Below are 25580 nucleotides of genomic sequence, written 5' to 3'. Positions count from 1 at the left end.
CGCATGCACACCGCCAATCCCATCCGCTCTGCCCGCAACGTGCTGGGCGCCGTGTTTGCCGTTGCCGTGCTGGCCGCGGGCGTGTCGTTGCCGCCCTCCTTCGCCGCGCCGGCCGCCCCGGTGTCCGTCTTGCTCGACAACGTGCCGGTCAGCGCACTGCAGTCGCTTGCCGTGGACCTGGTGCAGCTGCGCAACGATCAGCGTGCCCAGCTGGCCGCAGCGCAGGACCCGGCGCGCGTGCAGGCCTACGACGAGCGTCTGGGCAAGCTGCGCCAACGCATCGCACGCCATGCGGGCTATTTCCAGGCCAGCGCGCCGCAGGGCGAACAGGCGCGCCAGTTTGCAGCGGTGCAGCAGCAGCTGGGCCAGTATCTGGCGCAGCACCGCCAGGCCAATCGCGCCCTGCATGACGGCGATCTGCACGACGCCCAGGCCCTGGCGCTGGGCCATGCCGGCGATACCCGCCAGCTGCTGTGGACCGAACTGCAGAACCTGCAGGCCTCGATCACCCCCGTCGGCGCGTCGCCGCGGCACTGAGCTCGCCCGGTGCGCGGCCAGGCGGCCGCTCACCCTGCATCGCTGTCTGCCAGCCCCCACGCTGCGCACGCCATGCGCTCTGTCCTGCAGAGCGAGGTGTGCGATGTGCGGTGCGATGTGCTGTACGCCGCGCGTGAGCGCGTGCATCGGCGCGGGGCATCGCGTCGGTCGAACGCTCGAGCGACCGGGTGGCGCTGAAATCGGCTATGCACCGCGCTAGCACAAACAGCGTCACGCGGTGCTCAACATTTTTCCCACTGAGTCGCTATTCGATTTATCCCGGTCACAATTCCTTCGCTGGATACCTGTCATGACGTTCAAGAGCTCGCTCGCAAAGACGTTGGCCAATGTGCCGCTCAAGCGCAAATTCCTCGCCCAGACGGCGCTGGTTGCGCTGGGCATCATCATCCTGGCCGTGATCGCGGCACGCATGCAGTACGTGGATCTCACCGACACCCGTCGCGATGGCCTCAAGAGCCAGATCGAGATGGCGATCGCGGTGGTCAACGGCTATGCCGAGCGCGCGCAAAAGGGCGAGATGGACGTGGACGCCGCCAAGAAGGCCGCGCTGCACACCTTGTCGACCATGCGTGCACGCGGTGGTGTGGATTACATCTATGTCACCGACCAGGCGCCGGTGATGCTGATGCACCCCACCCGTCCGGATCTTAATGGCAAGCCGCTCAACGACGTGCTCAGCCCCGACGGCAAGCGCATCTTTCCCGCGTTCGTGACCGCCGCGCAGGCCGGCGGCGGCTATGTCGATTACACCTGGGCCAAGCCCGGGCAGAAGGACCCGGTGCAGAAGACCTCCTACGCGGCGCTATACAAGCCGTGGGGCTGGGTGATCGGCACCGGTGTCTACCTGGACGACACCCAGTCGCAGGCGCTGGCCTTCACCGGCATCGTGACGCTGGCCGGTGCCGTGCTGGTGCTGCTCAACCTGCTGGTGGGCTGGATGATCGGCAACTCGATCCTGGAGCCGGTCTCGCGTGCCCTGGCAGCGATCAAGGGCGTGGCGCGCGGCGACCTGAGCGTGCGTACCGCCGAGCATGGCAATGACGAAATCGGCCAGATGCTCAAGGCCACCGACGACATGGTGCATACCCTGGAGCGCTTCTCCGCGCAGACCAAGGTGATGATGCACATGCACGCCGGCGACGACGTCACCCACCGCATGCCGACCGACTTCCCGGGCGTCTACGGCGAACTGGCGGCCGGCATCAACACCATGATCTTCGAGCACCTGGATGCCATCGTCGATGCCATCGGCATCCTCAACGAATACGCGCAGGGCGACCTGTCGCGCGACGCCGCGCGTCTGCCGGGTACGCGTGCGGTGCTGCACGAAGCCATGGATGCGGCCAAGGCCAGCCTGCTGGCGATCAATAACGAGATCAAGCGTCTGGCACAGGCCGCCGCCAACGGCGATTTCAGCCAACGTGGCGATGCCGCGCGCTTCAAGCACGATTCGGCGCGCATGATCAACGACCTCAACGCCATGATGGAGGTCAGCGACCGCAATCTGGGCAAGCTGTCCGAGCTGCTGGCCGCACTGGCCGAGGGCGACCTGACCGCACGCATGGACGGTGAGTTCCATGGCGTGTTCGCGCGCATGCGTGACGATGCCAATACCACCGCCACCCAGCTGGCCGGCATCGTCGGGCGCATCCAGCAGGCCGCCGCCTCCATCACCGGTTCGGCGAGCGAGATCGCTGCCGGCAACAACGACCTGTCCCAGCGCACCGAGCAGCAGGCCGCCAACCTGGAAGAAACCGCCGCCTCGATGGAAGAGCTCACCTCCACCGTCAAGCAGAACGCCGAAAGCGCGCGCCAGGCCAACCAGCTGGCGATCGGTGCCGCCGGCGTGGCCTCGCAGGGCGGCCAGGTGGTGAGCCAGGTGGTGGAGACCATGTCCGGCATCGAGCACTCTTCGAAGAAGATCGCCGAGATCATCAGCGTCATCGACGGCATTGCGTTCCAGACCAATATCCTGGCGCTCAACGCCGCGGTGGAAGCGGCACGCGCCGGCGAACAGGGCCGCGGCTTTGCGGTGGTGGCCTCGGAAGTGCGCACCCTGGCGCAACGCTCTGCCGGTGCGGCCAAGGAGATCAAGCACCTGATCGACGATTCGGTCGGCAAGGTCGCGCAGGGCTCGGCGCTGGTGGACCAGGCCGGCAAGACCATGGCCGAGATCGTGTCCTCGGTGCAACGCGTCACCGACATCATGAGCGAGATCTCGGCCGCTTCGCAGGAACAGTCCGCCGGCATCGAGCAGGTCAATCTCACCGTCACCCAGATGGATGAGAGCACCCAGCAGAACGCCGCACTGGTGGAAGAAGCCACCGCCGCGGCCAATGCGATGCAGCAGCAGGCGCAGCAACTGGACGATGCGGTGTCGATCTTCCGGGTGGTGGCGACAACCGCCAGCTCCCACGGCAGTGTGGGTGCGCGCGCACCCAAGCGCGTGGCGCTGGCCGCCTACTAGCCGCGGCCGACGGGTGTCGTGCGCGTGAGCTCCAGTGGGTGCGCACCGCGCGCCCGGATGGCAGCCGGCGCGCGCCCTGCCGGGTTGTGATCGCAGCCGCATCTGCCCGGCGGTCGAACAGCAGGCGCGCTGCCTGCTTCGCCTGCAGATTCCCCGCCCCGGCGGGGCCTTCTCCCTTTTCCGCGGCCACACCCATGACTTCGCTTTCCACGCACTCACGTTTCGGCGGACGCCTGGCGTATCGCCTGATGTTCGGCACTGCGGTCATTGCGTCGTTGTGCTTCGGGCTGACCGCGGCCATCACCTACTGGCAAAGCAGCGGCGCATTGAGTACGTCGGCGCAGGCCACGATGCAGAACGCTGCGCGCTACCAGGCCGAGCAGATCGGCAGCGAACTGGGTCAGGCGCTGACCACCGGTCAATCCCTGGCCACCACCTTGCTGGTGCAGCGCGCCAACGGTGGCATCAGCCGCGACACCGCCGCCGCGGTGGTGCACGATCAATTGCGGGACCATCCCGAATGGGTGGGCATGGGCACCTTGTGGGAAGCGCAGGCCTTCGATGGCAAGGACAGCGCCTTTGCCAATACCCAGGGCCACGACGCCACCGGCCGTTTCATGACCTACTGGGGACGCGACGGCCACACCCTGGTGCGTGAGCCACTCACCGACTACGAAACCCCCGGCCTGGGTGACTGGAATCTCAAGCCGCGCGCCCTGCTGCGGCAGACCGTGGCCGAACCGTACGATTACAAGATCGGCGGCAAGACCGTGCTGATGACCACCTTGTCCACGCCCATCCTGCAGGACGGTACCTACCTGGGCGCAGTGACGGTGGACGTGGCACTGGCAGCGTTGCAACAGCGCCTGGGCGCCCTGCGCCCGATGGACAGCGGGTATGTGGAGCTGCTGTCGCCCGCCGGCGTGGTGCTGTCCTCGCGCGACAGCACGCGCATCGGCAAGCCGCTGACCGATGCACGGCACCGCACCATGCTGGAGGCCATCAAGGCTGGCAAGGATTCGGTCGATTTCACCCCCGACGCGGCCGGCATGGTCAGTGCCTATGTGCCGCTGCAGATCGGCAAGGCGCAGGAACGTTTCGCGCTGGGCGTGGTGGTGCCGTACGCGGCCATCATGCAGCAGGCGCATCGCCTGCTGTGGACGATCCTGCTGGTGGGGCTGGGTTCGGCGGTGGTGCTCAGCGGCGCGCTGTTCCTGCTGTTGCGTCGCCAGGTGGTGCGTCCGCTGGAGTCGGCGGTGGGCGTGGCCGACGCGATCGCCTCCGGCAAGCTCGACAACCAGATCGCCGTACAGCGCCAGGATGAAGTGGGCCGGCTGATGGGCGCGATGCAGCGCATGCAGAACGATCTGCGCGCGCGCATCGAGCGCGACACCGCGGTCGCCAACGAAAACCTGCGCATCCGCACCGCGCTGGAGCACTCCGAGATGGAAGTGCTGCTGTCCGACGAACACCACAACGCGGTGTTCATCACCGAAGCGCTGCACACCTCGTTCAAGCATGGCGAACCGGCCTTCCATGCCAAGGGCCAGGCCGGTTTCAGTGCCGATGCGGTGGTCGGCAAGCCGCTGGAGTACGTGTTCGGCACCGACGCCGATGGCAGGGCGCGCGCGCAGCGATTGCAGCAATTGCAGTCCACCGTGTCCGAGCGTTACACCTTCGGCCCGGTGACCCTGGACCTGACCATGACCCCGCTGTACGCGCCGGACGGCCATCGCAGCGGCAGCATGCTGCTGTGGCGCAACGTCAGTGCCGAAGTGAGCACGCAAAAAGAAGTGGCCGCACTGGTGCAGTCTGCCTTGATGGGCGACTTCGGTCAGCGCCTGGCGCTGGATGACAAGCACGGCTTCTATCTGGAATTCGGCCGTCAGCTCAACGGCTTGCTGGAAACCACCTCGCAAGGACTGGAGCGTATTTCCAGCCTGCTCAGCGCATTGGCCGAAGGCGACCTCAGCGTGCGCATGGATGGGCAGTTCGCAGGCGTGTTTGCACGCATGCGTGACGATGCCAATGCCACGGTGGCACAACTCACCAGCATCGTCTCCGGTATCCAGACCTCGGCCACGCAGATCAATGCCGCAGCCAGCGAGATCGCCGCCGGCAACAGCGACCTGTCGCAACGTACCGAGCAACAGGCCGCCAACCTGGAAGAAACCGCTGCCTCGATGGAAGAACTCACCTCCACCGTCAGGCAGAACGCCGAGCATGCGCGCCAGGCCAACCAACTGGCCATCGGCGCGGCCGATGTCGCCGCGCATGGCGGCGCGGTGGTGGCGCAGGTGGTCACCACCATGTCCGGCATCGAGGTCTCGTCGAAGAAGATCGCCGAGATCATCAGCGTGATCGACGGCATCGCCTTCCAGACCAACATCCTGGCCTTGAACGCGGCGGTGGAAGCCGCGCGCGCCGGCGAACAAGGGCGCGGCTTTGCGGTGGTGGCCTCGGAGGTGCGCACGCTGGCGCAGCGCTCTGCCGGTGCCGCGAAGGAGATCAAGCACCTGATCGACGATTCGGTCCACAAGGTGAGCGAAGGCGCGCATCTGGTGCACCAGGCCGGCACCACCATGGCCGAGATCGTGGCCAGCGTGCAGCGCGTCACCGACATCATGGGCGAGATCTCCGCCGCCTCGCAGGAGCAGTCCGCAGGCATCGAACAGGTCAACCTCACCGTCACCCAGATGGATGAAGCCACCCAGCAGAACGCCGCACTGGTGGAAGAAGCCACCGCCGCCGCGCGTGCGATGGAAGAACAGGCCGGCCAGCTCGCGCAGGCGGTGTCGCGCTTTACGCTTGCCGATACGGCCCCAGCCACCGCATCGACCGGCAGGCCCGCGCTCACCGCCATCGCCGCCCACCCTACACCCAGGCCATCGCACCCACGGGTCTGAACCGCCTGCGGTCGCGCCCGGTCACGGGCGCGGCAGCTGCGCTGTGTGATACGTCACGCTGACCTGCCGCGCACGGCATGGTTAGACACCGCAGATCGCCATGCGGCGCGTCGCCGAACACGCCGCGTTCATCCTTGCAAAGTAAAGAATCCGGGCCCCGGGCCGTTAGCGTGCAGGACACACATCGCCTTGCATCGCCCGGAGTACATGATGAACAAGTTCAACGATTGGCCCATCCGCCGCAAACTGATGTTTGCGTTCTGCCTGAGTGCCGTGCTCACCGCCCTGCTGGGTGGGTTGGGCTTCTCGCGCATGAAGCAAATGCAGCAGCAGGCCGTGCTGATCAATGAAAATGTCGTGCCGGTGCTGAGCAGGCTGTCGGAACTGCGCGCCTTCGGTGGCGAATTCCGCATCTACGAGTCGGGCCAGTTCGTCAATCTGGATAATCCCGAGCGCTACGCCTACTTTCTCACCCGCATGGACGAGATCCAGGCCAGCTACCTCCAGACACAGAAGGCACTGGAGGCCAAGGTCGATGCCGGCTCGCCGCTGAAGGCCGGCTACGACAAGCTGGCCAAGGAAAGCGCAAGTTACTTCGAGGCCAACAAGACACTGCGTGCGCTGTACAAGCAGCCCGACTACGCCGCCGCGATCCTGGCGAACAAGCAGTCCGGCGACATCCGCAAGGTGCTGTTCCAGACCATCGATAAGATGTACGCCGAGCAGTCCACTGCGCTGGCCAACATGGTCGCGGCCAGCAGCGCCTCGTTCAAGCTGACCAGTGCGGTGCTGCTGATCGGCACCTTGCTGATGGCGGCCCTGTCGGTGACCTTTGGCTGGTTGATCGCTCGCAGCATCACCAACCCGCTGTCCAGGGCGCTGGGCGCCATCCAGGCAGTGTCGCGGGGCGATCTCGGCGTGCAGATCGGCAAGACCAGCAAGGACGAAATCGGCCAGATGCTGGATGCCACCGGCCGCATGACCCTGATGCTGCGCCGCTTCTCCGACGAGACCGCGCGCATGTCGCACCTGCATGCGGCCGAAGACATCACCCACCGCATGCCGGAAGATTTTCCCGGCGTGTACGGCACGCTGGCCGGCGGCATCAACACCATGATCTTCGAACATCTGGATGCCATCACCGACTCGGTGCGCATCCTCAACCAGTACGCACAAGGCGACCTGACCCAGGACGCCCGCCGCCTGCCGGCCAGCCGCGCGATCCTGCACGAAGCGATGGATGCGGCCAAGGCCAGCCTGTTGTCGATCAACACCGAGATCAAGCAGCTGGCGCAGGCAGCCGCGGCTGGCGACTTCAGCGCCCGCGGCGATGCGGCACGCTTCAAGTACGACTTCGCGGTGATGGTGGCGGATCTGAACTCGATGATGGAAGTCAGCGATCGCAACCTGGGCAAGCTGTCGCAGCTGCTGGGCGCGGTGGCCGATGGCGACCTGACCGCACGCATGGACGGCGAATTCCATGGGGTGTTCGCGCGTCTGCGTGACGATGCCAACGCCACCGTGCAACGCCTGACCGACATCGTGGGCCGCATCAAGCACTCCACCCTGGCCATCAATACGGCGGCCGGCGAAATCGCCGCGGGCAATCAGGATCTGTCGCAGCGTACCGAACAACAGGCCGCCAACCTGGAAGAAACCGCCGCCTCGATGGAGGAGCTCACCTCCACCGTCAAACAGAATGCCGAACACGCGCGTCAGGCCAACCAGCTGGCGATCGGTGCGGCAGGCGTGGCATCGCATGGCGGCAGCGTGGTCGGCCAGGTGGTCACCACCATGTCCGGCATCGAAACCTCGTCCAAGAAGATCGCCGAGATCATCAGCGTCATCGACGGCATCGCCTTCCAGACCAACATCCTGGCCTTGAATGCGGCCGTGGAAGCGGCGCGTGCCGGCGAACAGGGCCGCGGTTTTGCGGTCGTGGCTTCGGAAGTGCGCACGCTGGCGCAGCGTTCGGCCGGTGCCGCCAAGGAAATCAAGAGCCTGATCGACGACTCGGTGAGCAAGGTGGCCGAAGGCTCGGCACTGGTGAACCAGGCCGGCAGCACCATGAGCGAGATCGTCTCCTCGGTGCAGCGCGTCACCGACATCATGAGCGAGATCTCCGCCGCCTCGCAGGAACAGTCGGCCGGCATCGAGCAGGTCAACCAGACCGTGACCCACATGGACGAGGCCACCCAGCAGAACGCCGCGCTGGTGGAAGAAGCCACCGCCGCCGCGCGCTCGATGGAAGAACAGGCACAGCAGCTCACCGAAGCGGTGGCCTTGTTCCGCCTGTCGGCCGAGCTGGAAGCGGTGACCCGCGCCACGCCGGTGGTGCGCCACATCACCGCCAAGCGACCGGCTGCGGTCAGCGCGCCGGTCGCAACGCGTGCGGCGCGTCCTGCAGCGCGTAGCGCGGTTGCCGCGGCGCCGTCCAGCGAGTCGGATTGGGCGGAATTCTAAGCCCCGGTTTCAATGCGAGTTTCATCAAAGCCGCGCTCGCAGGAGCGCGGCTTTTTTATTGGCTACATCCGCAGCAAAGCGGACCCGGCAGTCAATCAACCCAATACGTTTATATCGAGCACATTCAATTACTGTATTAAATCAACTGCAGAGCTCGCCAGTTATTAGTCCACTCAGCCAATATATGGAACGGACACATCCTTGAAGCCACCCACGATACCGACCTGGTTTATACATTTTCCATTACCCAGGTATAAAGTCTTTGCACAATGCCGCCGTTATTCGTCTTAGCGACATGTCACGCAGCAGGCTGTGGCGTCACCGGGTCGCTCCTTCCATCTCGAGCCTTCCAGGACTTTGTCATGACTGCATTACTCCAGCGGTACAACGTAGGCCCGCGTCTGGCGGCGGCATTTGCCGTGCTGATCGTGCTGTCCGGCCTGATTGCCTTCATCGGTTATCGCGGCCTGTCATCGGCACGCGCCCTGGTCGACGACATCGTGCACCAGAATATGGTGAAGATCCGGCTGTCCAACGACATGATCAACGCCAATTTCATTATCGGCATGCAGCTGCGCAATGTGGTGCTGCCCACCACCGATGAAGAGAATCGCCAGTTCATCGCCATCATCCAGTCGGCACGTGCCGATTACAACAAGGCGCGCGAAGCGCTGTATGCCATGCCGCCCTCGGACCAGGGCAAGGTGTTGCGCGCCGAGATCGATGCGCGCCGTGCCGAGGTCAAGGTGTTGAACGACAAGGTGATGGACCTGGTGATGACCGGCCATAGCGACGAAGCCCTGCCCTTGCTGCTCACCAAGGCCGCGCCGGCCATGCAGGGCTGGCAGGACAAGATCGCCGAGAACATCGCACTGCAGGACAAGATGGCCGCCGACGCATCGGTTGTTGCGCTGAAGTCGATGGACGACTCGCGCAAGCTGCTGATCGGCGGCACGCTGCTGGTGGTGCTGCTGAGCGGCACCCTGGGCCTGTTGATCACCCGCAGCCTCACCGCACCGTTGAGCCGCGCCACCCGCGCAGCCGAATCGATTGCCGGCGGCAAGCTGGACAACGACGTCGACACGAAGTTCAGCGATGAAACCGGCCGCCTGCTCAAGGCCATGCACAAGATGCAGCAGCAGCTGCGCAACCTGCTGGCCGCGCAGACCGACATGGCCCGCCGCCACGACGAAGGCCAGATCAGCTTCCGTATCGATGCCGATGCGTTCCCGGGGGAATACGGCCGCATGGCCAGCGACACCAACAACCTGGTGGCCTCGCATATCGCGGTGAAGATGAAGCTGGCGCAGATCATGGGCCGCTATGCCATTGGCGACCTCAGCGAAGACATGGACAAGCTGCCCGGCGAGAAGGCCGTGCTCACCGAGACCATGGAGCAGGTCAAGCTCAACCTGGGCGCGATGAACACCCAGATCAAGCACCTGGCGCAGGCCGCGGCCAATGGCGACTTCAGCGCACGCGGCGATGCCGAGCGCTTCCAGTACGATTTCCGGGTCATGGTGGAAAGCCTCAACACCTTGATGTCCACCGCCGACGGCAACCTGCAGTCGCTATCCGGTCTGTTGCAGTCCATTGCCGCAGGCGACCTGACCGCGCGCATGAGCGGCGACTTCCACGGGGTGTTTGCGCAGATGCGCGACGATGCCAATGCCACCGCCGTGCAGCTGGCCGAGATCGTCACCGGCATCAAGGCGTCGGCGATCTCGATCAAGGGTGCCGCCAGCGAAATCGCCGCCGGCAACCAGGACCTGTCCCAGCGCACCGAGCAGCAGGCCGCCAATCTGGAAGAAACCGCCGCCTCGATGGAAGAGCTCACCTCCACCGTCAAACAGAATGCCGAAAGCGCGCGCCAGGCCAACCAGCTGGCGATTGGTGCCGCCGGCGTGGCCTCGCAGGGTGGCGAGATCGTCAGCAAGGTGGTCGAGACCATGAGCGGCATCGAAGCGTCCTCCAGGAAGATCGCCGACATCATCTCGGTCATCGACGGCATCGCGTTCCAGACCAACATCCTGGCCTTGAACGCGGCGGTGGAAGCCGCACGCGCCGGCGAACAGGGCCGCGGCTTTGCGGTGGTGGCCTCGGAAGTGCGCACCCTGGCGCAACGCTCCTCGGGCGCGGCCAAGGAGATCAAGGACCTCATCGACGACTCGGTGCAGCGCGTGGCCGACGGCTCGGTGCTGGTGCACGACGCCGGCAAGACCATGGGCGAGATCGTCTCCAGCGTGCAGCGCGTCACCGACATCATGGGCGAGATCTCCGCCGCCTCGCAGGAGCAGTCCTCGGGCATCGAACAGGTCAACCAGACCGTCACCCAGATGGACGAAACCACCCAGCAGAACGCCGCCCTGGTGGAAGAAGCCACCGCCGCGGCGCGTGCACTGGAAGAACAGGCGGTCGGGCTGACCGAGGCCGTGGCGGTGTTCAAGACCGACGCCGGCCACGCATCGGCGCCGCCGTCGCCGGTGCGTGCGGTCCCGTCGCGGCCGGCGGTGAGTGCCGTGCTCAAGGCGCAGGTTGCCGCGGCCGGGCGCACTGCTGCGTCCAAACCGCGCGTGGTGGTCACCGCGTCCAGCAACGACACCAGCTGGCAGGAGTTCTGAGCAAGCGAGCAGGACTGGCTGAACGGTTCCGGTCGGCAGCGATGCCGGCCGGCTCAAGGCATAACTGGTATCGGCCGATAGCCTGCGTACGCCCATGAGACGCATCGATGACCACTTCGCCCGCGCAGTTGCCGCAGCCCCATCCCCCTTCCCCGCGCCGCTGGACCAGCCGCTGGGATGATCTGGCCATCGCCAGAAAACTCGGCGCGATCGGTGTGCTGGCGCTGGTGGGGCTGATCATTCCGGTGCTGCTGTACAGCGGCAAGCTCAATGAAAGCGTCACCATCAGCAGCAACGAATTACGCAGCTATGGCCCGCTCGGACAGATGCTGGGCCTGATCACCGACCTGCATGCGGCCCATGTCGACAGCGGCAGCGCCGCCAGCGCGGCGTCCAGCCGGGCCGAACGCGACCTGCAGCAACTGCTTGTGACCACGGCGGCAATGCCCGGCTTCGAACGCAGCCAGAAACAACTGCTGGCGCTGCAACAACGCCATCTCGCCAGTGCCGACGCCAACGCCTATGCCGGCGTGAGCGAACAGGCCTTCGCTGCGCTCGACGCCTTGCGCGACGACAGCCAGCTGGTCTACACCCCGTATATCGAAAGCTACCACCTGGTGGTGGCCACGCTGATCTACAGCCCCGATGCCACCGAATCGCTGACCCGCCTGGATGCGGCCAGCGATCCATCGCAGGCCGGCGACAGCCGCGCCATGCTGCGCGAGCAGCTCAACCAGCTGCAGCGGCACCACGTGCGCTTCCGCCATGAGCTGGACAAGGCGATGGGCCTGCTGGAACAGCCCGACCCCGCCCTGGCCGGTGCCGCCCGCACCGAAGCCACGCGCGCCACTGCAGCACTGGCGGCGCTGGCCACCGCGCTGGACGGCAGCGACACCCAGGCCGACACGCAATGGAATGCTGCGCTGGATGCACTTGGCCAGGCCATGCAGGATCTCAGCAGCACCTCGCTGCAGGCGTTGCAGCGGCAGTCCCAGCGGCACCTGGCGGATGCACGCAATGCCATGTGGCAGGCCATCGCCGGGCTGTCGCTGCTCGCGCTGCTGATCGCCACGCTGTGCTGGTACACCCTGTCCCGGCTCACCCGCAACGTGCGCCGCGCCGCGGCAGTGGCGGCCAACATCGCGCGCGGCGACCTGGACGAGCGCATCGTGGCGCCCAGCCACGACGAGACCGGCCAGCTGCTCGACAACATGCGCAGGATGCAGGAGCAGCTGCAGCGCGTGCTGGCGGCACAGAGCGAGATGGCGCAGCGCCATGACGCCGGCCAGATCAGCTACCGCATGCAGGCCGACAGCTTCCCCGGCGCCTACGCCACCATGGTGCACGACACCAACGCGCTGGTCGGCTCGCATGTCGCGGTGAAGCTGCAGCTGGCGCAGATCATGTCGCGCTACGCCATCGGCGACCTGAGTCAGGACATGGACCGCCTGCCCGGCGAAAAGGCCGTGCTCACCGACACCATGGACACGGTCAAGCGCAATCTCTCGGCAATGAACAGCGAGATCAGGCTGCTGGCGCAGGCCGCCGCCAACGGCGATTTCAGCGTGCGCGGCGACGCGCAGCGCTTCCAGTACGATTTCCGCGCCATGGTCGACAGCCTCAATCAGCTGATGGCCACGGCCGATGCCAATCTGCAGTCGCTTTCCACGGTGCTGCAGGCGATTGCCGCCGGCGACCTCACCACCCGCATGCACGGCGATTTCCATGGCGTGTTCGCACGCATGCGCGACGATGCCAATGCCACGGTGACCCAGCTGGCCGATATCGTCGGGCGTATCCAGCGCTCCACCGACGCCATCAACGAGGCCGCCAGCGAGATCGCGTCGGGCAATCAGGATCTTTCGCAGCGTACCGAGCAACAGGCCGCCAACCTGGAAGAAACCGCCGCCTCGATGGAGGAGCTCACCTCCACCGTGCGCAACAACGCCGAGCATGCCCGCCGCGCCAATCAGCTGGTGGTCGGCGCCGCCTCGGTGGCATCGCAGGGGGGCGAGGTGGTTGGCCAGGTGGTCGGCACCATGGCCGGCATCCAGGCGGCCTCCAAGAAGATTGCCGACATCATCGGCGTCATCGACGGCATCGCGTTCCAGACCAACATCCTGGCACTGAATGCCGCCGTGGAAGCGGCGCGTGCCGGTGAACAGGGGCGCGGCTTCGCCGTGGTGGCCTCGGAAGTGCGCACCCTCGCCCAGCGTTCTGCCGGTGCAGCGAAGGAAATCAAGCAGCTGATCGACGACTCGGTCAGCCGGGTGGACCACGGCAATCAGCTGGTCGGCCAGGCCGGCCGCACCATGCAGGACATCGTCGACTCGGTGCGCAACGTCACCACGATCATGCAGGAGATCAGCGAGGCCTCGCAGCAGCAGTCGCAAGGCATCGAACAGGTTGGCCAGACCATTGCGCAGATGGACCAGGCCACCCAACAGAACGCAGCGCTGGTGGAAGAAGCCACCGCCGCGGCACGCTCGATGGAAGAACAGGCGCAGCAACTGCGTGATGCGGTCTCGGTGTTCCAGCTGCAGGCGGCCGCACCGGCGCGCCTGGGGCAGGCGGCCTGAAAACGGCCAGGCGCGGGCCACGGCATCCGTCGATGGCCCGGCCCCTGCGACCCACGCGTTGACCGACGACACTGCCGCCTGACATGGCACCGGCTGCCGTGGACTTGATGTTGGTCGGCACGCAGGCAGCGCGCCTGCGGCCGCCATCGCGCACCGCGATGGCTCCGATGCTGCGCCCTTCAGCAATTGCGCCAGCGCGCCGCATACCCCACCGGTGACTCCGGCGCGTTGCCTCGCCCTCGCTTCACTCTCGCCTCGCCGGTGCATCCACCCGGCAACACGCCCGCCTGCACACAGCCATCACGCCCGAGGCGTGATCGAGCGATGAATTGGCCGCGCGCGCAACGCCTGGCAATCATCCAGATAACGGCCTTTCCAGCCCTCGTGTGCACGCCCGCATCACCTCGGTGACGGCTGCCCGTACACGGCCGCGCAAGCGAGTTCAGGCGCCGCGGCAGTCGCCGTTACCGACCACAAGCATGCAGACCTGCCCCGCAACCGATTGCCGCGTGACACCTCTCACCGGCACCGATGGAGGGCTGGATGCCTGCCTGCCACGGCCTGGCTCGACGTAGTGATCTACGCGACCTGGCCGATGCGCATTCCCCCTTCCCGCCCATTGCCTCGAGATTTCAACATGATCGCTCTTCTACAACGGTACAACGTCGGCAAGCGCCTCACCTTCGCCTTCGGCACGCTGATCCTGCTGTCCTGCGGGCTGGTCGCCACCGGGCTGTACACGGTGGCGCAAGCACGCGAGCGCATCGACACCGTGGTCAACCGCAACATCACGATCATGCAGCACCTGCAGGACATGACCAACGCCAGCTCGGCGGTTGCCGTGCAACTGCGCAACATCGTGTTGCCCACCTCCGAGGCGGACAACCTGCGCTTTGCCGGCATCATCAAGGACAAGCTCGCTGCCTATGAAGACAGCCGCAGCACGCTGTACCTGTTTTCTGCATCGCCGGAGGCCACCGCCCTGCGACAGAAGATCGACCAGGCCAGCGAGGCGGCCAACAAGGTCAATGCGCAGGTCGCGGCGCTGGGCTTGAGCGGAAAGCCCGACGAAGCACTGGCACTACTGCTGCAGAAAGCTGCGCCGGCCACCGAGCAGTGGCAGGACGCACTGGCCGACTACTCGGCGTTGCAGCGCCGTCGCGCTACCGAAGCCTATGAAGCCGCCACCACGGCCATGGCACGCGGCCGTGCGATGCTGATCGGCGGCGGCCTGGCGGTGGTGTTGATCAGCGGCCTGCTGGGCTGGGCGATCACCCGCAGCCTGGTGCGTCCGCTGACCCAGGCCACGCGCGCCGCCGAGGCCATTGCCAACGGTAGCCTCGATAACGATGTGCGCACCCAGGCCAACGATGAAACCGGCCGCCTGTTGCAGGCCATGGACAAGATGCAGGACCAGGTGCGCAACCTGATCACCGCGCAGCTGGACATGGCCAAGCGCCACGACGAAGGCCAGATCAGCTTCCGCATGGATGCCGGCGCGTTCCCGGGCGACTTCGGGCGCATGGCCAACGACACCAACGAGCTGGTCGCCGCGCACATCAAGGTCAAGATGCAGACCATTCACCTGGTGGAACGCTATGCCATCGGCGATCTGAGCGAAGACATGCCGCAATTGCCCGGCGAAAAGGCCGCGATCACCACCGCGATGAATCAGGTCAAGCACAACCTGTCCACGATGAATCACGAGATCAAGCACCTGGCCCAGGCGGCGGCCAATGGCGACTTCAGCGCACGCGGCAATGCCGAGCAGTTCCAGTACGACTTCCGCCTCATGGTGGAAAGCCTCAACCACCTGATGGCCACCGCCGACGGCAACCTGCAGTCGCTCTCGGGCCTGTTGCAATCGATCGCCGCCGGCGACCTGACCGCACGCATGAGCGGCCAGTATCAGGGTGTGTTCGCGCAGATGCGCGACGACGCCAATGCCACCGCCGAACAGCTGGCCAACATCGTCGGCCGCATCCAGGAAGCAGCCGGTGCGATCGGCCTGGCCTCCGGCGAAATCGCCACCGGCAACCAGGACCTGTCGCAACGCACCGAGCAACAGGCGGCCAACCTGGAAGAAACCGCTGCCTCGATGGAAGAGCTCACCTCCACCGTCAAGCAGAATGCCGAACACGCCAGCCAGGCCAACCAGCTCGCCATCGGCGCCGCTGCGGTCGCCTCGCAAGGCGGCGACGTGGTGGCCAACGTGGTCACCACCATGTCCGATATCCAGGCCTCGTCCAAGAAGATCGCCGAGATCATCAGCGTCATCGACGGCATCGCCTTCCAGACCAATATCCTGGCACTGAATGCCGCAGTGGAAGCGGCACGTGCCGGTGAGCAGGGCCGTGGCTTTGCGGTGGTCGCCTCCGAGGTGCGCACCCTCGCCCAGCGCTCGGCCAGTGCGGCAAAGGAAATCAAGCACCTGATCGACGACTCGGTGGACAAGGTCGCGCAAGGCGCCACCCTGGTCGACCAGGCCGGCACCACCATGGCCGACATCGTCGCCAGCGTGCAGCGCGTCACCAACATCATGGGCGAAATTTCCTCGGCCTCGCAGGAGCAGTACGCCGGGATCGAGCAGGTCAACCAGACCGTGACCCAGATGGACGAAACCACCCAGCAGAACGCCGCGCTGGTGGAAGAAGCCACCGCCGCGGCACGTGCGATGGAAGAGCAGGCACAGCAGCTCACCGAAGCGGTGGCCGTGTTCAAGGTGGCCAACACCGCACCAGTGGCGCGGCGGCTGTCGGCCATTGCCAATGCACCGGCCAATGCGCGCCCCGCAGCGCGCCCGGTTGCCGGTTCCGGCACCGTCGCCGCCCGGCAACGCGGCTCCGCCTATGCCGCGACATCGACCGCCGATCTCGGTGACTGGCAGGAGTTCTGAGCTCCCCGCGATGCACCGCACGCCTTGAGCATGGGCGACACTGCCGCTGACGGCGGTGCGTGCTGTCACAGTCGCGCGCACCGCGATCAGCGCTGAACATCGCACGACATCGACACAAGGCTGGCCCGGTGACCGGGCCGGCCTTGTGTCTTCTCTGGTCCACACAGACACCGCGGCTGCGACCACCCGGATCGCAATGCAGTGGTCCTGCGCGTCGACCAAGCGGCATTGCATTCGCGCGTTCGTGGATATTCCTCCCGCCGGGCATATCGCGGTCATCGGCAACGCAGACGCGACGCGCAAGGCGTCTTTCGTAGGCGGCGCGATCGAGGCGAGCAGTGCTGAATGCCACGAGATCGTCCGAGCATCGCCGTCGCTATCGTCATGGCAGCCTCGCGTTGCCCACCCACGCCGTGCATGCCAGGTGAAAGCGCGGTTGGGCTGCACTGCAGCGGGGCGCGTAGGGCACGCAGAATGGGTGAATTCAGGCGCTGCCGGCCAACAATTCGGCACAGTTCGACCACAGCGACAACGCATCCGCACGCGCCCCTCACCTGCGTGATCCAGCGCTGTACCGGCAGTGTGCGTTCCGCTTAATTCGCCGATCGCCACGCCGTTACCACTGGGCACCCGCCAAACGGACACGAGCGCACCGCAGCGCGTCGTCCGCCGCCAGCCACGCAACCCACCTTCGAGTCGAGCGACCCCATGACTTCTTTTCTGCAGCGCTTCAATGTCGGGCCACGTCTGGCCGGCGCCTTCACCGTATTGATCCTGCTGTCCGGCTTCATCGCCTTCATCGGCTATCGCGGCCTGAGCTCGGCGCGCGGGCTGGTCGATGCGCTGGTGCACCAGAACATGACCAAGATTCGTCTGTCCAACGACATGATGAATGCCAATTACGTCATCGCCGCCGAGCTGCGCAACGTGGTGCTGCCGACCAGCGACGCAGACAACCTGCGATTCATCGAAAAGATCAAGACTGCACGGGCCGACTACGCCAAGGCCCGGCAGGCGCTGTACGCCCTGCCCTCGTCCGAGCAGGGCAAGGCCATCCGCGAAGACATCGACCAGCTTACCGGCCCGGTGCGGGAGTTGAACAACAAGGTGATCGACCTGGTGATGTCCGGCCACAGCGATGAAGCGCTGCCGCTGCTGCTCACCCAGGCCGCACCGGCACTGCAGCAGTGGCAGGACAAGATCGGCGAAAACATCGCGCTGCAGGACAAGCTCGCCGCCGAAGCCGCGGCCGTGGCGCTGCAATCGATGGACGATTCGCGCAAGCTGCTGGTCGGCGGTTCACTGCTGGTGGTGCTGCTCAGCGGCACCCTGGGCCTGTTGATCACCCGCAGCCTCATCGGCCCATTGAACCGCGCCACCGGCGCCGCCGAAGCCATTGCCCGCGGCAAGCTGGACAACGCCGTGCACACCGATGCCCGCGACGAGACCGGCCGCCTGCTGCAGGCCATGGACGCCATGCAATCGCAGGTGCGCAACCTCATCACCGCCCAGCTGGACATGGCCAAGCGCCACGATGCCGGCCAGATCAGTTTCCGCATGGACGCCGCCGTGTTCCCGGGCGACTTCGGCCGCATGGCCGGCGACACCAACACCCTGGTCGACAGCCACATCCAGCTCACCACACGCCTTGCGCAGATCATGGGCCGCTACGCCATCGGCGACCTGAGCGACGACATGGACCAGCTGCCGGGCGAAAAGGCCACCCTCACCGATACCATGGCGCGGGTCAAAGCCAATCTGACAGCGATGAACCAGCAGATCAAACAGCTGGCGACGGCCGCGGCCGATGGCGATTTCAGTGCGCGCGGCGACGCGGCGCAGTTCCAGTACGACTTCCGCATCATGGTCGAAAGCCTCAACCAGCTGATGGCCACCGCCGACGGCAGCCTGCAATCGCTGTCGGGCATGCTGCAGGCGATTGCCGCCGGCGACCTCACCGCACGCATGGACGGCGACTTCAAGGGCGTCTTCGCGCAGATGCGCGACGATGCCAATGCCACCGCCACCCAGTTGGCCGGCATCGTCGGGCATATCCAGACCTCGGCGGTGTCGATCAATGCCGCCGCCAGCGAAATTGCCGCCGGCAACAACGACCTGTCGCAGCGCACCGAGCAGCAGGCCGCCAACCTGGAAGAAACCGCCGCCTCGATGGAAGAGCTGACCTCCACCGTCAAGCAGAACGCCGAAGGCGCACGCCAGGCCAACCAGCTCGCCATCGGCGCCGCTGCGGTCGCCTCGCAAGGCGGTGAGGTGGTCGGCAAGGTGGTCGACACCATGGCCGGCATCCAGGCCTCGTCGAAGAAGATCGCCGACATCATCTCCGTCATCGATGGCATTGCCTTCCAGACCAATATCCTGGCCTTGAACGCGGCGGTGGAAGCGGCGCGCGCCGGCGAACAGGGCCGCGGCTTTGCGGTGGTGGCCTCGGAAGTGCGCACCTTGGCGCAGCGTTCTTCGGCGGCCGCCAAGGAGATCAAGGACCTGATCGGCGACTCCGTGCAACGTGTGGCCGATGGCTCGCAGCTGGTGGACCAGGCCGGCCGCACCATGGCCGAGATCGTGGCGTCGGTGCAGCGCGTCACCGACATCATGAGCGAGATCTCCGCCGCTTCGCAGGAACAGTCCGCCGGCATCGAGCAGGTCAACCTCACCGTCACCCAGATGGATGAGGCCACCCAGCAAAACGCTGCACTGGTGGAAGAAGCCACCGCCGCCGCCCGCGCGATGGAAGAACAGGCGCAGCAACTGACCGAAGCGGTGGCGGTGTTCAAGATCGAGCGCCAGCCGCCACTTGCTGTCCGCAGTGCGCCGGTTGGCCACGCAGGTGCCGTGCCGCGTCGCATACCGCGCCCGGTGCTGGCTTCCACCTCCACCCGCAGCAGCGCCGGCGCTGCGGCCTCCGCCACGATTGGCGAATGGCAGGAGTTCTGAGCCAACGATCGGCCTGACGTGCGCCGCGCACTCCCCCGGCACGGTGCGGCGACCGGCCTGACCGCGCGGTACGACAGCACCACCCGCCGGCATCGAGCGGCGGCCGTGGGCCATTGCGCATAGGCAGCTCCGCAACCCGTTCACCGCACCACACAGCATTCGAGAGCGTTCGATTCGCCAACTGCGAATCTTGCGGGCCGCTTCCCTGGCGAGGGGAAGCGGCCCCTTTTTTTTTGGGGGTGCCACACCCGGTCGCTGACCGAGCCAGACGCCCCAATATTCATGCCTTCATAACAAATGCCAGAATCGCTCGGGACCCTGAAAGCGATTTCATACACTGGAAACTTAACGCACTGCCCCGTTTTATGCTGATTTCGGCATAAAACATCAATTTCAAGCATAGGCGGCCGCTATCAGGTTCACGCATCCGTAACGCCCTCCCCCGGGCAAGGTCGATTCCTCATGCATTTCTTCAACCGGCTGTCCGTTGGCACACGGCTTTCTGCCCTCCTCACCGTGGTCATTGCCATTTCGCTCGGCCTGCTGGCCATGACCATTTACCGGCAATCGGCAGGCGACATCGAAGCGCAGGTCAAGGCCGAGCTGCGTTCGAGCACGCGCCTGATGCAGCAGTCGGTAGGCATGTACGACGTCACCCTGACCGAAGGCACCCAGCGCCTGGGCAGCGTGTTCGACGACATGCTGCCGCGTGGCGCACGCCAGCTGGAGACCTCCCGCACCGTCACCATCGGCGAGCAGCACACGCCATCGCTGCAGGCCGGCACGCAGGTCCTGAATCTCAACTTCGAGGCAGTGGACCGCTTTGCGCAGGCCACCGGCGGCGTTGCGACCATCTTCGCGCGCACCGGCGACGACTTCGTGCGCATCACCACCTCGCTGCGCAACAAGCAGAACGAACGCGTCATCGGCACCCTGCTCGACCGCAAGGGCAAGGCCTACGCCGCACTGTCCGAAGGCAAGCCCTTCACCGGCCAGGCGCAGCTGTTCGGCGAGCAGTACATGACCCACTACGCACCGCTGCGCAACGACGCCGGCGAGGTGATCGGCGCGCTGTTCGTCGGTCGCAACTACACCCAGGGCCTGGCCGCGCTCAAGGCGCAGGTCAGCGCGACCACGCTGGGCCAGGACGGGTATTTCGTCATCGCCGACATGGCACCGGGCGAACGCCAGGGCCAGATCATCGCCGCACCGCCCGGTACGCCTGCGACCTTGTCGGCGCTGGTGCCGGCCGACCAGCAGGCCGCGCTGCAGTCGGTCCTGGACGGCAAGCAGCCCAGCGCCAACCTGCAACTGCGCGATGCCAAGGGCAACAGCCAGGCCTTCGAAGTCACCGCGCAGCGTTATGCACCCTGGCAGTGGGCGGTGATCGGCACCCAGCCGCGCAGCGCCATCGACGGCCCGCTCAACGAACTGCTGGGCAGCATGCTGCTGTTTTCGCTGGTGGTGCTGGCCTTGTGCATCGCGGTGGTGTTCATCGCCGCGCGCAAGATGGTCACCCGCCCGCTGGCGGCAGTGGAACGCGTGCTCGGCGACGTTGCCGCCGGCCGCCTGGACAACCCCATCGAGATCGACCGCCACGATGAACTCGGCCGCCTGCTGCTCAGCGCCCGCACCATGCGCGACGACCTGCGCGCACGCCTGGAACGCGACCATCTGATCGCCAGCGAGGCGCTGCGCGTGCGTACCGCGCTGGACGATGTCAGCACCAATGTGATGATCGCCGATGCCGATCGCCGCATCATCTACGTCAATCGCCCGCTGCAGCGCATGCTCAAGAGCGTGCAGGACGAGCTGCGCCGCGACTTACCCAACTTCGACGCCGATGCCCTGATCAATGCCAGCATCGACCAGTTCCATCGCAAGCCCGAGCATCAGGCGCGCATGCTCGACCAGCTCACCAGCACGCACGTGGCACAGATCCATGTCGGCGGGCGCACCATGCGTCTGGTGGTCAGCCCCGTGCTTGGCGCCGCCGGCGAGCGCATGGGGTTTGTGGTCGAGTGGGCCGACCGCACCCAGGAAGTCCAGGTGGAACAGGAAGTGGCCCGCATCGTGCAGGCCGCCGCGGCCGGCGACCTGAGCGAGCGTGTCAGCCTCGACGGCAAGCAGGGCTTCCTGCTGCTGCTTGCCCAGCAACTCAACGCCCTGCTGGACAACAACGCCGACGGCCTGTCGCGCGTCTCCGCGTTGCTCTCTTCGCTGTCGCAAGGCGATCTGACCGCGCGCATGGACGGCGACCTGCAAGGCGTGTTCGCCACCATCCGCGACGACGCCAATGCCACCGCCGACCAGCTGGCCGGCATCGTGCGCCGGATCAAGGACTCGTCGCTGGCGATCAACTCCGCGGCCACTGAAATCGCCACCGGCAACGGCGACCTGTCGCGCCGCACCGAACAGCAGGCTGCTGCGCTGGAAGAAACCGCCGCCTCGATGGAAGAGCTCACCGCCACCGTCAAGCAGAACGCCGACAATGCCGACCAGGCCAACCGCCTGGTGCTGGATGCCGCCGGCGTGGCGGCCAAGGGCGGCGACGTGGTCGGCCGCGTGGTCAGCACCATGGCCGACATCGACACCTCGTCCAAGAAGATCGCCGAGATCATCAGCGTCATCGACGGCATCGCCTTCCAGACCAACATCCTGGCCTTGAACGCCGCCGTGGAAGCCGCCCGTGCCGGCGAACAGGGCCGTGGCTTTGCCGTGGTCGCCAGCGAAGTACGCACGCTGGCCCAGCGCTCGGCCGGCGCCGCCAAGGAGATCAAGCACCTGATCGAAGATTCGGTGACCCGCATCGGTAACGGCGCTGCATTGGCCTCCGAAGCCGGTAGCACCATGCAGCAAGTGGTGAGCTCGGTGCAGCGCGTCACCGACATCATGGGCGAAATCACCAGCGCCTCGCGCGAGCAGGCCGCCGGCATCACCCAGGTCAACCAGACCGTCACCCAGATGGACGAAACCACCCAGCAGAACGCCGCCCTGGTGGAAGAAGCAACCGCAGCCGCACGCGCAATGGAAGACCAGGCCGCGCAGCTGGTAGACGCAGTGGCTGTATTCCGGCTCGAACAGGAAGATCGCCTGAGCACCCTGCTGGCCAACGCACGTCACGCCTACAGCTGATTCAAGGCACCACAACGATGCACGCGTGCAGAGCGCCTTGCTGCAAGGACGTACTTGCAGCGTGTCCTGCGATGGTGGGCGGGCAAGGATCCTGCAGCAAAGGCGAAGATGATCCGCTCTGCGTCTTTGCTGCCGGGATCAGGCAATCATGTAGCGACACCTGCATCGTGCGTGTAGCGATCGCTTGGCTGTCTTCAAGTCCGGTCGAGGGCGCGGCGCCCTCACCGCTCGCGGGACACGCCGTGAATCCGTCCGTGGAGGCTCGGTGGCGGCATCCATGCCGCCACACGGTCCCGCAATCGGCGAGGACACCACGCCAGACGGTTGGTTGGTGGTTTTGTTGAAAAGCAAAGACACCGCGTCGCATCTTGCCAGTCGCTGTTGAAATCCATGCAGACCGACCAACTCTACTGGTCCTTGCCCGCCCACCGTCGCGGGACCCTTGGCGGCATGGATGCCGCCAAGGAGCCTAGAGGGATGTACTTGCGGCGTGTCCTGCGATGGTGGGCGGGCAAGGGCCCTGCAGCAACGGCGCAGATGATCCGCTCTGCGCCTGATCCGTCCGTAGCGAGCGATCAGGTCGAGACGCCTAAAATGCGCGTCTCGCAAGCCCTTGGCGATCTTCAAGTCTGGTCGAGCGCGCGGTGCCCTCACCGCTCGCGAGACACGCCGTGAATCCGTCAGTGGAGGCTCGGTGGCCGCATCCATGCCGCCACACGGTCCCGCAATCGGTGAGGACACCACGCCAGACGGTTGGTTGGTGGTTCAGCGGACGCATCTTGTCAGCAGCGCTTAAAGATTTCGCTTTGCCGCCGATATCAAGGCGACGCCGGGACAACCTTCCGCGCCTCATCCCGCTTCCACTGTGCTTGTGCCCATGTCCCAAGGCGATACCTCAGAGTCAGAGCTGGACCACGATGCCGATCACCTCGCCGAAGGTGACGAGCGTTACCTGCTGCGCAACAAGCGGCAGATCCGTGGGTTGTTGCGCCAGCTGTTGGACCAACGCGCCGTGGTGACCATGCACGTGGCTGGCCGCGACATGGCCGTGCCCACCGCCGTGCTGGAAATCGATGAGGACGACGACTGCGTGATCCTGGACGGCAGCCATAACGATGCCTCCAACCGCGCCATCGAAGGCGCCAAGTACCTGCTGTGCTACGCCCAGCTGGAACGGGTCAACATCCGCTTCCGCCTGGACAAGGCCGAACGCCTGGAGCGCGACATCCACGTCGCCTTCCGCGCCGAGCTGCCGGAAGTGATGTACCACCTGCAGCGCCGCGAATCGTACCGGCTGGAGACGCCGATCACCGACTCCCCCATCTGCATCATCCGCCAGGACGACGCGCAGGGCGGCAACCTCAACCTGCAGCTGCGTGTGATCGACATCAGCAGCGGCGGCCTGGCCGTCTCGCTCACTGCCGGCATGCCCCTGCTCGAACCGCAGCGCACCTACCGCAACTGCACCCTGCAACTGCCCGATGCCGCGCCGATCGCGCTGCCGCTCACGGTCTGCAGCCAGTACAAGCAGACCCTGCCCAACGGCAGCGAAGGCTTCCGGGTCGGCATGCAGTACAGCGACCTGCCGCGCGGCGCCGATGAAACCATCCAGCGCTATATCTTCCGGGTCGACCGCCAGCGCAATGCGCGCAAGAGCGGCGTGTTCTGAACCCGACCGTACCGTCCCCGGCACGCACCTAAAGTTGCCGAGCGCGGCGCCGATGTTGCTATGGCGACCCTCTTCCAACCCTGTGCCGCAACCTGACACTCAGCCGCAACGCCCGGAGTTTTCATGAACGACAAAAGCACTGCCACCGGCACCGGTGGTGAATTCCTCAGCTTCGCCCTGGGCGAAGAACACTACGGCGTGGACATCCTGAAAGTGCAGGAAATCCGCGGCTACGATTCGGTCACCCGCCTGCCGGACGCGCCCGATTACATCAAGGGTGTGATCAACCTGCGCGGCACCATCGTGCCGGTGATCGACCTGCGCCTGAAGCTGCGCCTGAAAGAAGCGCGCTACGACGCCTTCACCGTGATGATCGTGCTCAACGTCGAAGACCGCGTGGTCGGCATCGTGGTCGACAGCGTCTCGGACGTCATCCCACTCAACGACGACCAGATCCGCCCGACCCCCGAATTCGGCGCATCGGTGGACACCCGCTTCATTTCCGGTATCGGCACCCAGGACGATCGCATGCTGATCCTGCTGGACATCGAAACCCTGCTGGACAGCACCGAGCTGGGTCAGCAGCAGCTGGCCGAAGAAGCCGCCTGATCGGCGTTGCCGATCAACGCGTCCGAGCGACGCGACGGAAGTAGCGGTGCCCGCGGTCGTCAGATGGCGTGTGACTGGCAGTGACTGCGATGTGCATTTGCACGTCGCACTCCGGCAGCCCACACGCAATCAGACGGCCGCAGCGGTTTCTGGACCGCCGGTACGACCATCAGGTGTCAGGAGCTCCCCGACACGCGACGTACGACCGAATCAAAGTGCGATGCGATTCACGTTTTTTGGATTCAAGTTGAACCGGAGCTAGCCGATAGCTGAATAGAAGCCCGCGTTCACAAACGGGTCACTGTTCGACTTTCGATTCTGGAGAATCCACATGAAGTTCCTGCTCTCGCTCCTCCCCGTCGCTGCTCTCGTGATCGTTGCTCCCACGCTGTCGGCTCAGTCGCAGGAAATGATTCCGCCGGAGATGGCCACCCGCTTCGTCGGCAAGGACGGCATGGTGTGCGGCAAGGTCGAAAAGGCCAAGTACGCGCAGAGCTCGGAAGGTGAGCCCACCTTCCTGTACATGGGCGGCATGTTCCCGCGCCACACCTTCTCGGCCCGCATCGACGGCGCCAACCGCGGCAAGTTCAGCTTTGCCCCCGAATCCCTGGAAGGCAAGGACGTCTGCGTCCTCGGCAAGATCCAGCGCGACAGCTCGCGCGCCGAAATCGAAGTCAGCTCCCCGGCCGGCCTGAAGCTCGCCACCATCAAGTAATCGCCTCGCA

At 65.7% G+C, this 25580-nt stretch carries 12 protein-coding genes; all 12 read left to right on the top strand.

Going from position 1 to position 25580, the window contains the following annotated elements:
• The first annotated feature begins 3 nt into the window (after window positions 1-3).
• Window positions 4-537, top strand: a complete 534-nt coding sequence (locus tag ACCQ12_RS09480) for a hypothetical protein (RefSeq protein WP_184440665.1) — start codon at window positions 4-6, stop codon at window positions 535-537.
• 310 nt (window positions 538-847) lie between these two features.
• Window positions 848-3025: a methyl-accepting chemotaxis protein gene (locus ACCQ12_RS09475; RefSeq protein ID WP_372383455.1), complete on the top strand. Its 2178-nt coding sequence runs from the start codon at window positions 848-850 to the stop codon at window positions 3023-3025.
• Between the two features lie 194 nt (window positions 3026-3219).
• Window positions 3220-5931 carry a methyl-accepting chemotaxis protein gene (locus ACCQ12_RS09470; RefSeq protein ID WP_372383454.1) on the top strand — a complete coding sequence of 904 codons (2712 nt, stop codon included), beginning with the start codon at window positions 3220-3222 and terminating at the stop codon, window positions 5929-5931.
• A gap of 210 nt (window positions 5932-6141) precedes the next feature.
• Entirely contained in the window at window positions 6142-8394 is a 2253-nt protein-coding gene (locus ACCQ12_RS09465; RefSeq protein ID WP_372383453.1) for a methyl-accepting chemotaxis protein, read from the top strand.
• Window positions 8395-8756: 362 nt separating this feature from the next.
• Entirely contained in the window at window positions 8757-11015 is a 2259-nt protein-coding gene (locus ACCQ12_RS09460) for a methyl-accepting chemotaxis protein (RefSeq protein WP_372383452.1), read from the top strand.
• Between the two features lie 107 nt (window positions 11016-11122).
• Window positions 11123-13594 carry a methyl-accepting chemotaxis protein gene (locus ACCQ12_RS09455; RefSeq protein ID WP_166744959.1) on the top strand — a complete coding sequence of 824 codons (2472 nt, stop codon included), beginning with the start codon at window positions 11123-11125 and terminating at the stop codon, window positions 13592-13594.
• 637 nt (window positions 13595-14231) lie between these two features.
• Window positions 14232-16490: a methyl-accepting chemotaxis protein gene (locus ACCQ12_RS09450; protein WP_047696205.1), complete on the top strand. Its 2259-nt coding sequence runs from the start codon at window positions 14232-14234 to the stop codon at window positions 16488-16490.
• Window positions 16491-17198: 708 nt separating this feature from the next.
• Window positions 17199-19442 carry a methyl-accepting chemotaxis protein gene (locus ACCQ12_RS09445; RefSeq protein ID WP_372383451.1) on the top strand — a complete coding sequence of 748 codons (2244 nt, stop codon included), beginning with the start codon at window positions 17199-17201 and terminating at the stop codon, window positions 19440-19442.
• 462 nt (window positions 19443-19904) lie between these two features.
• The gene (locus tag ACCQ12_RS09440; RefSeq protein WP_166748521.1) at window positions 19905-22577 is read left to right on the top strand and encodes a methyl-accepting chemotaxis protein; all 2673 of its coding nucleotides are present in this window, start codon (window positions 19905-19907) and stop codon (window positions 22575-22577) included.
• An 877-nt stretch (window positions 22578-23454) separates the two neighbouring features.
• Window positions 23455-24246, top strand: coding sequence for a flagellar brake protein (locus ACCQ12_RS09435; protein ID WP_372383450.1), 792 nt, complete (start codon window positions 23455-23457; stop codon window positions 24244-24246).
• Between the two features lie 123 nt (window positions 24247-24369).
• The gene (locus ACCQ12_RS09430; protein ID WP_005993869.1) at window positions 24370-24855 is read left to right on the top strand and encodes a chemotaxis protein CheW; all 486 of its coding nucleotides are present in this window, start codon (window positions 24370-24372) and stop codon (window positions 24853-24855) included.
• A gap of 331 nt (window positions 24856-25186) precedes the next feature.
• On the top strand, window positions 25187-25570 hold the full coding sequence (locus tag ACCQ12_RS09425) for a hypothetical protein (RefSeq protein WP_039408161.1): 384 nt from the start codon (window positions 25187-25189) through the stop codon (window positions 25568-25570).
• The last annotated feature ends 10 nt before the right edge of the window (window positions 25571-25580 follow it).

It is taken from the genome of Xanthomonas sp. NCPPB 1068 (assembly GCF_041479385.2).
GTDB classification, from domain to species: Bacteria; Pseudomonadota; Gammaproteobacteria; order Xanthomonadales; family Xanthomonadaceae; genus Xanthomonas; species Xanthomonas cannabis.
This window is presented reverse-complemented; position numbering and strand designations above follow the sequence as displayed.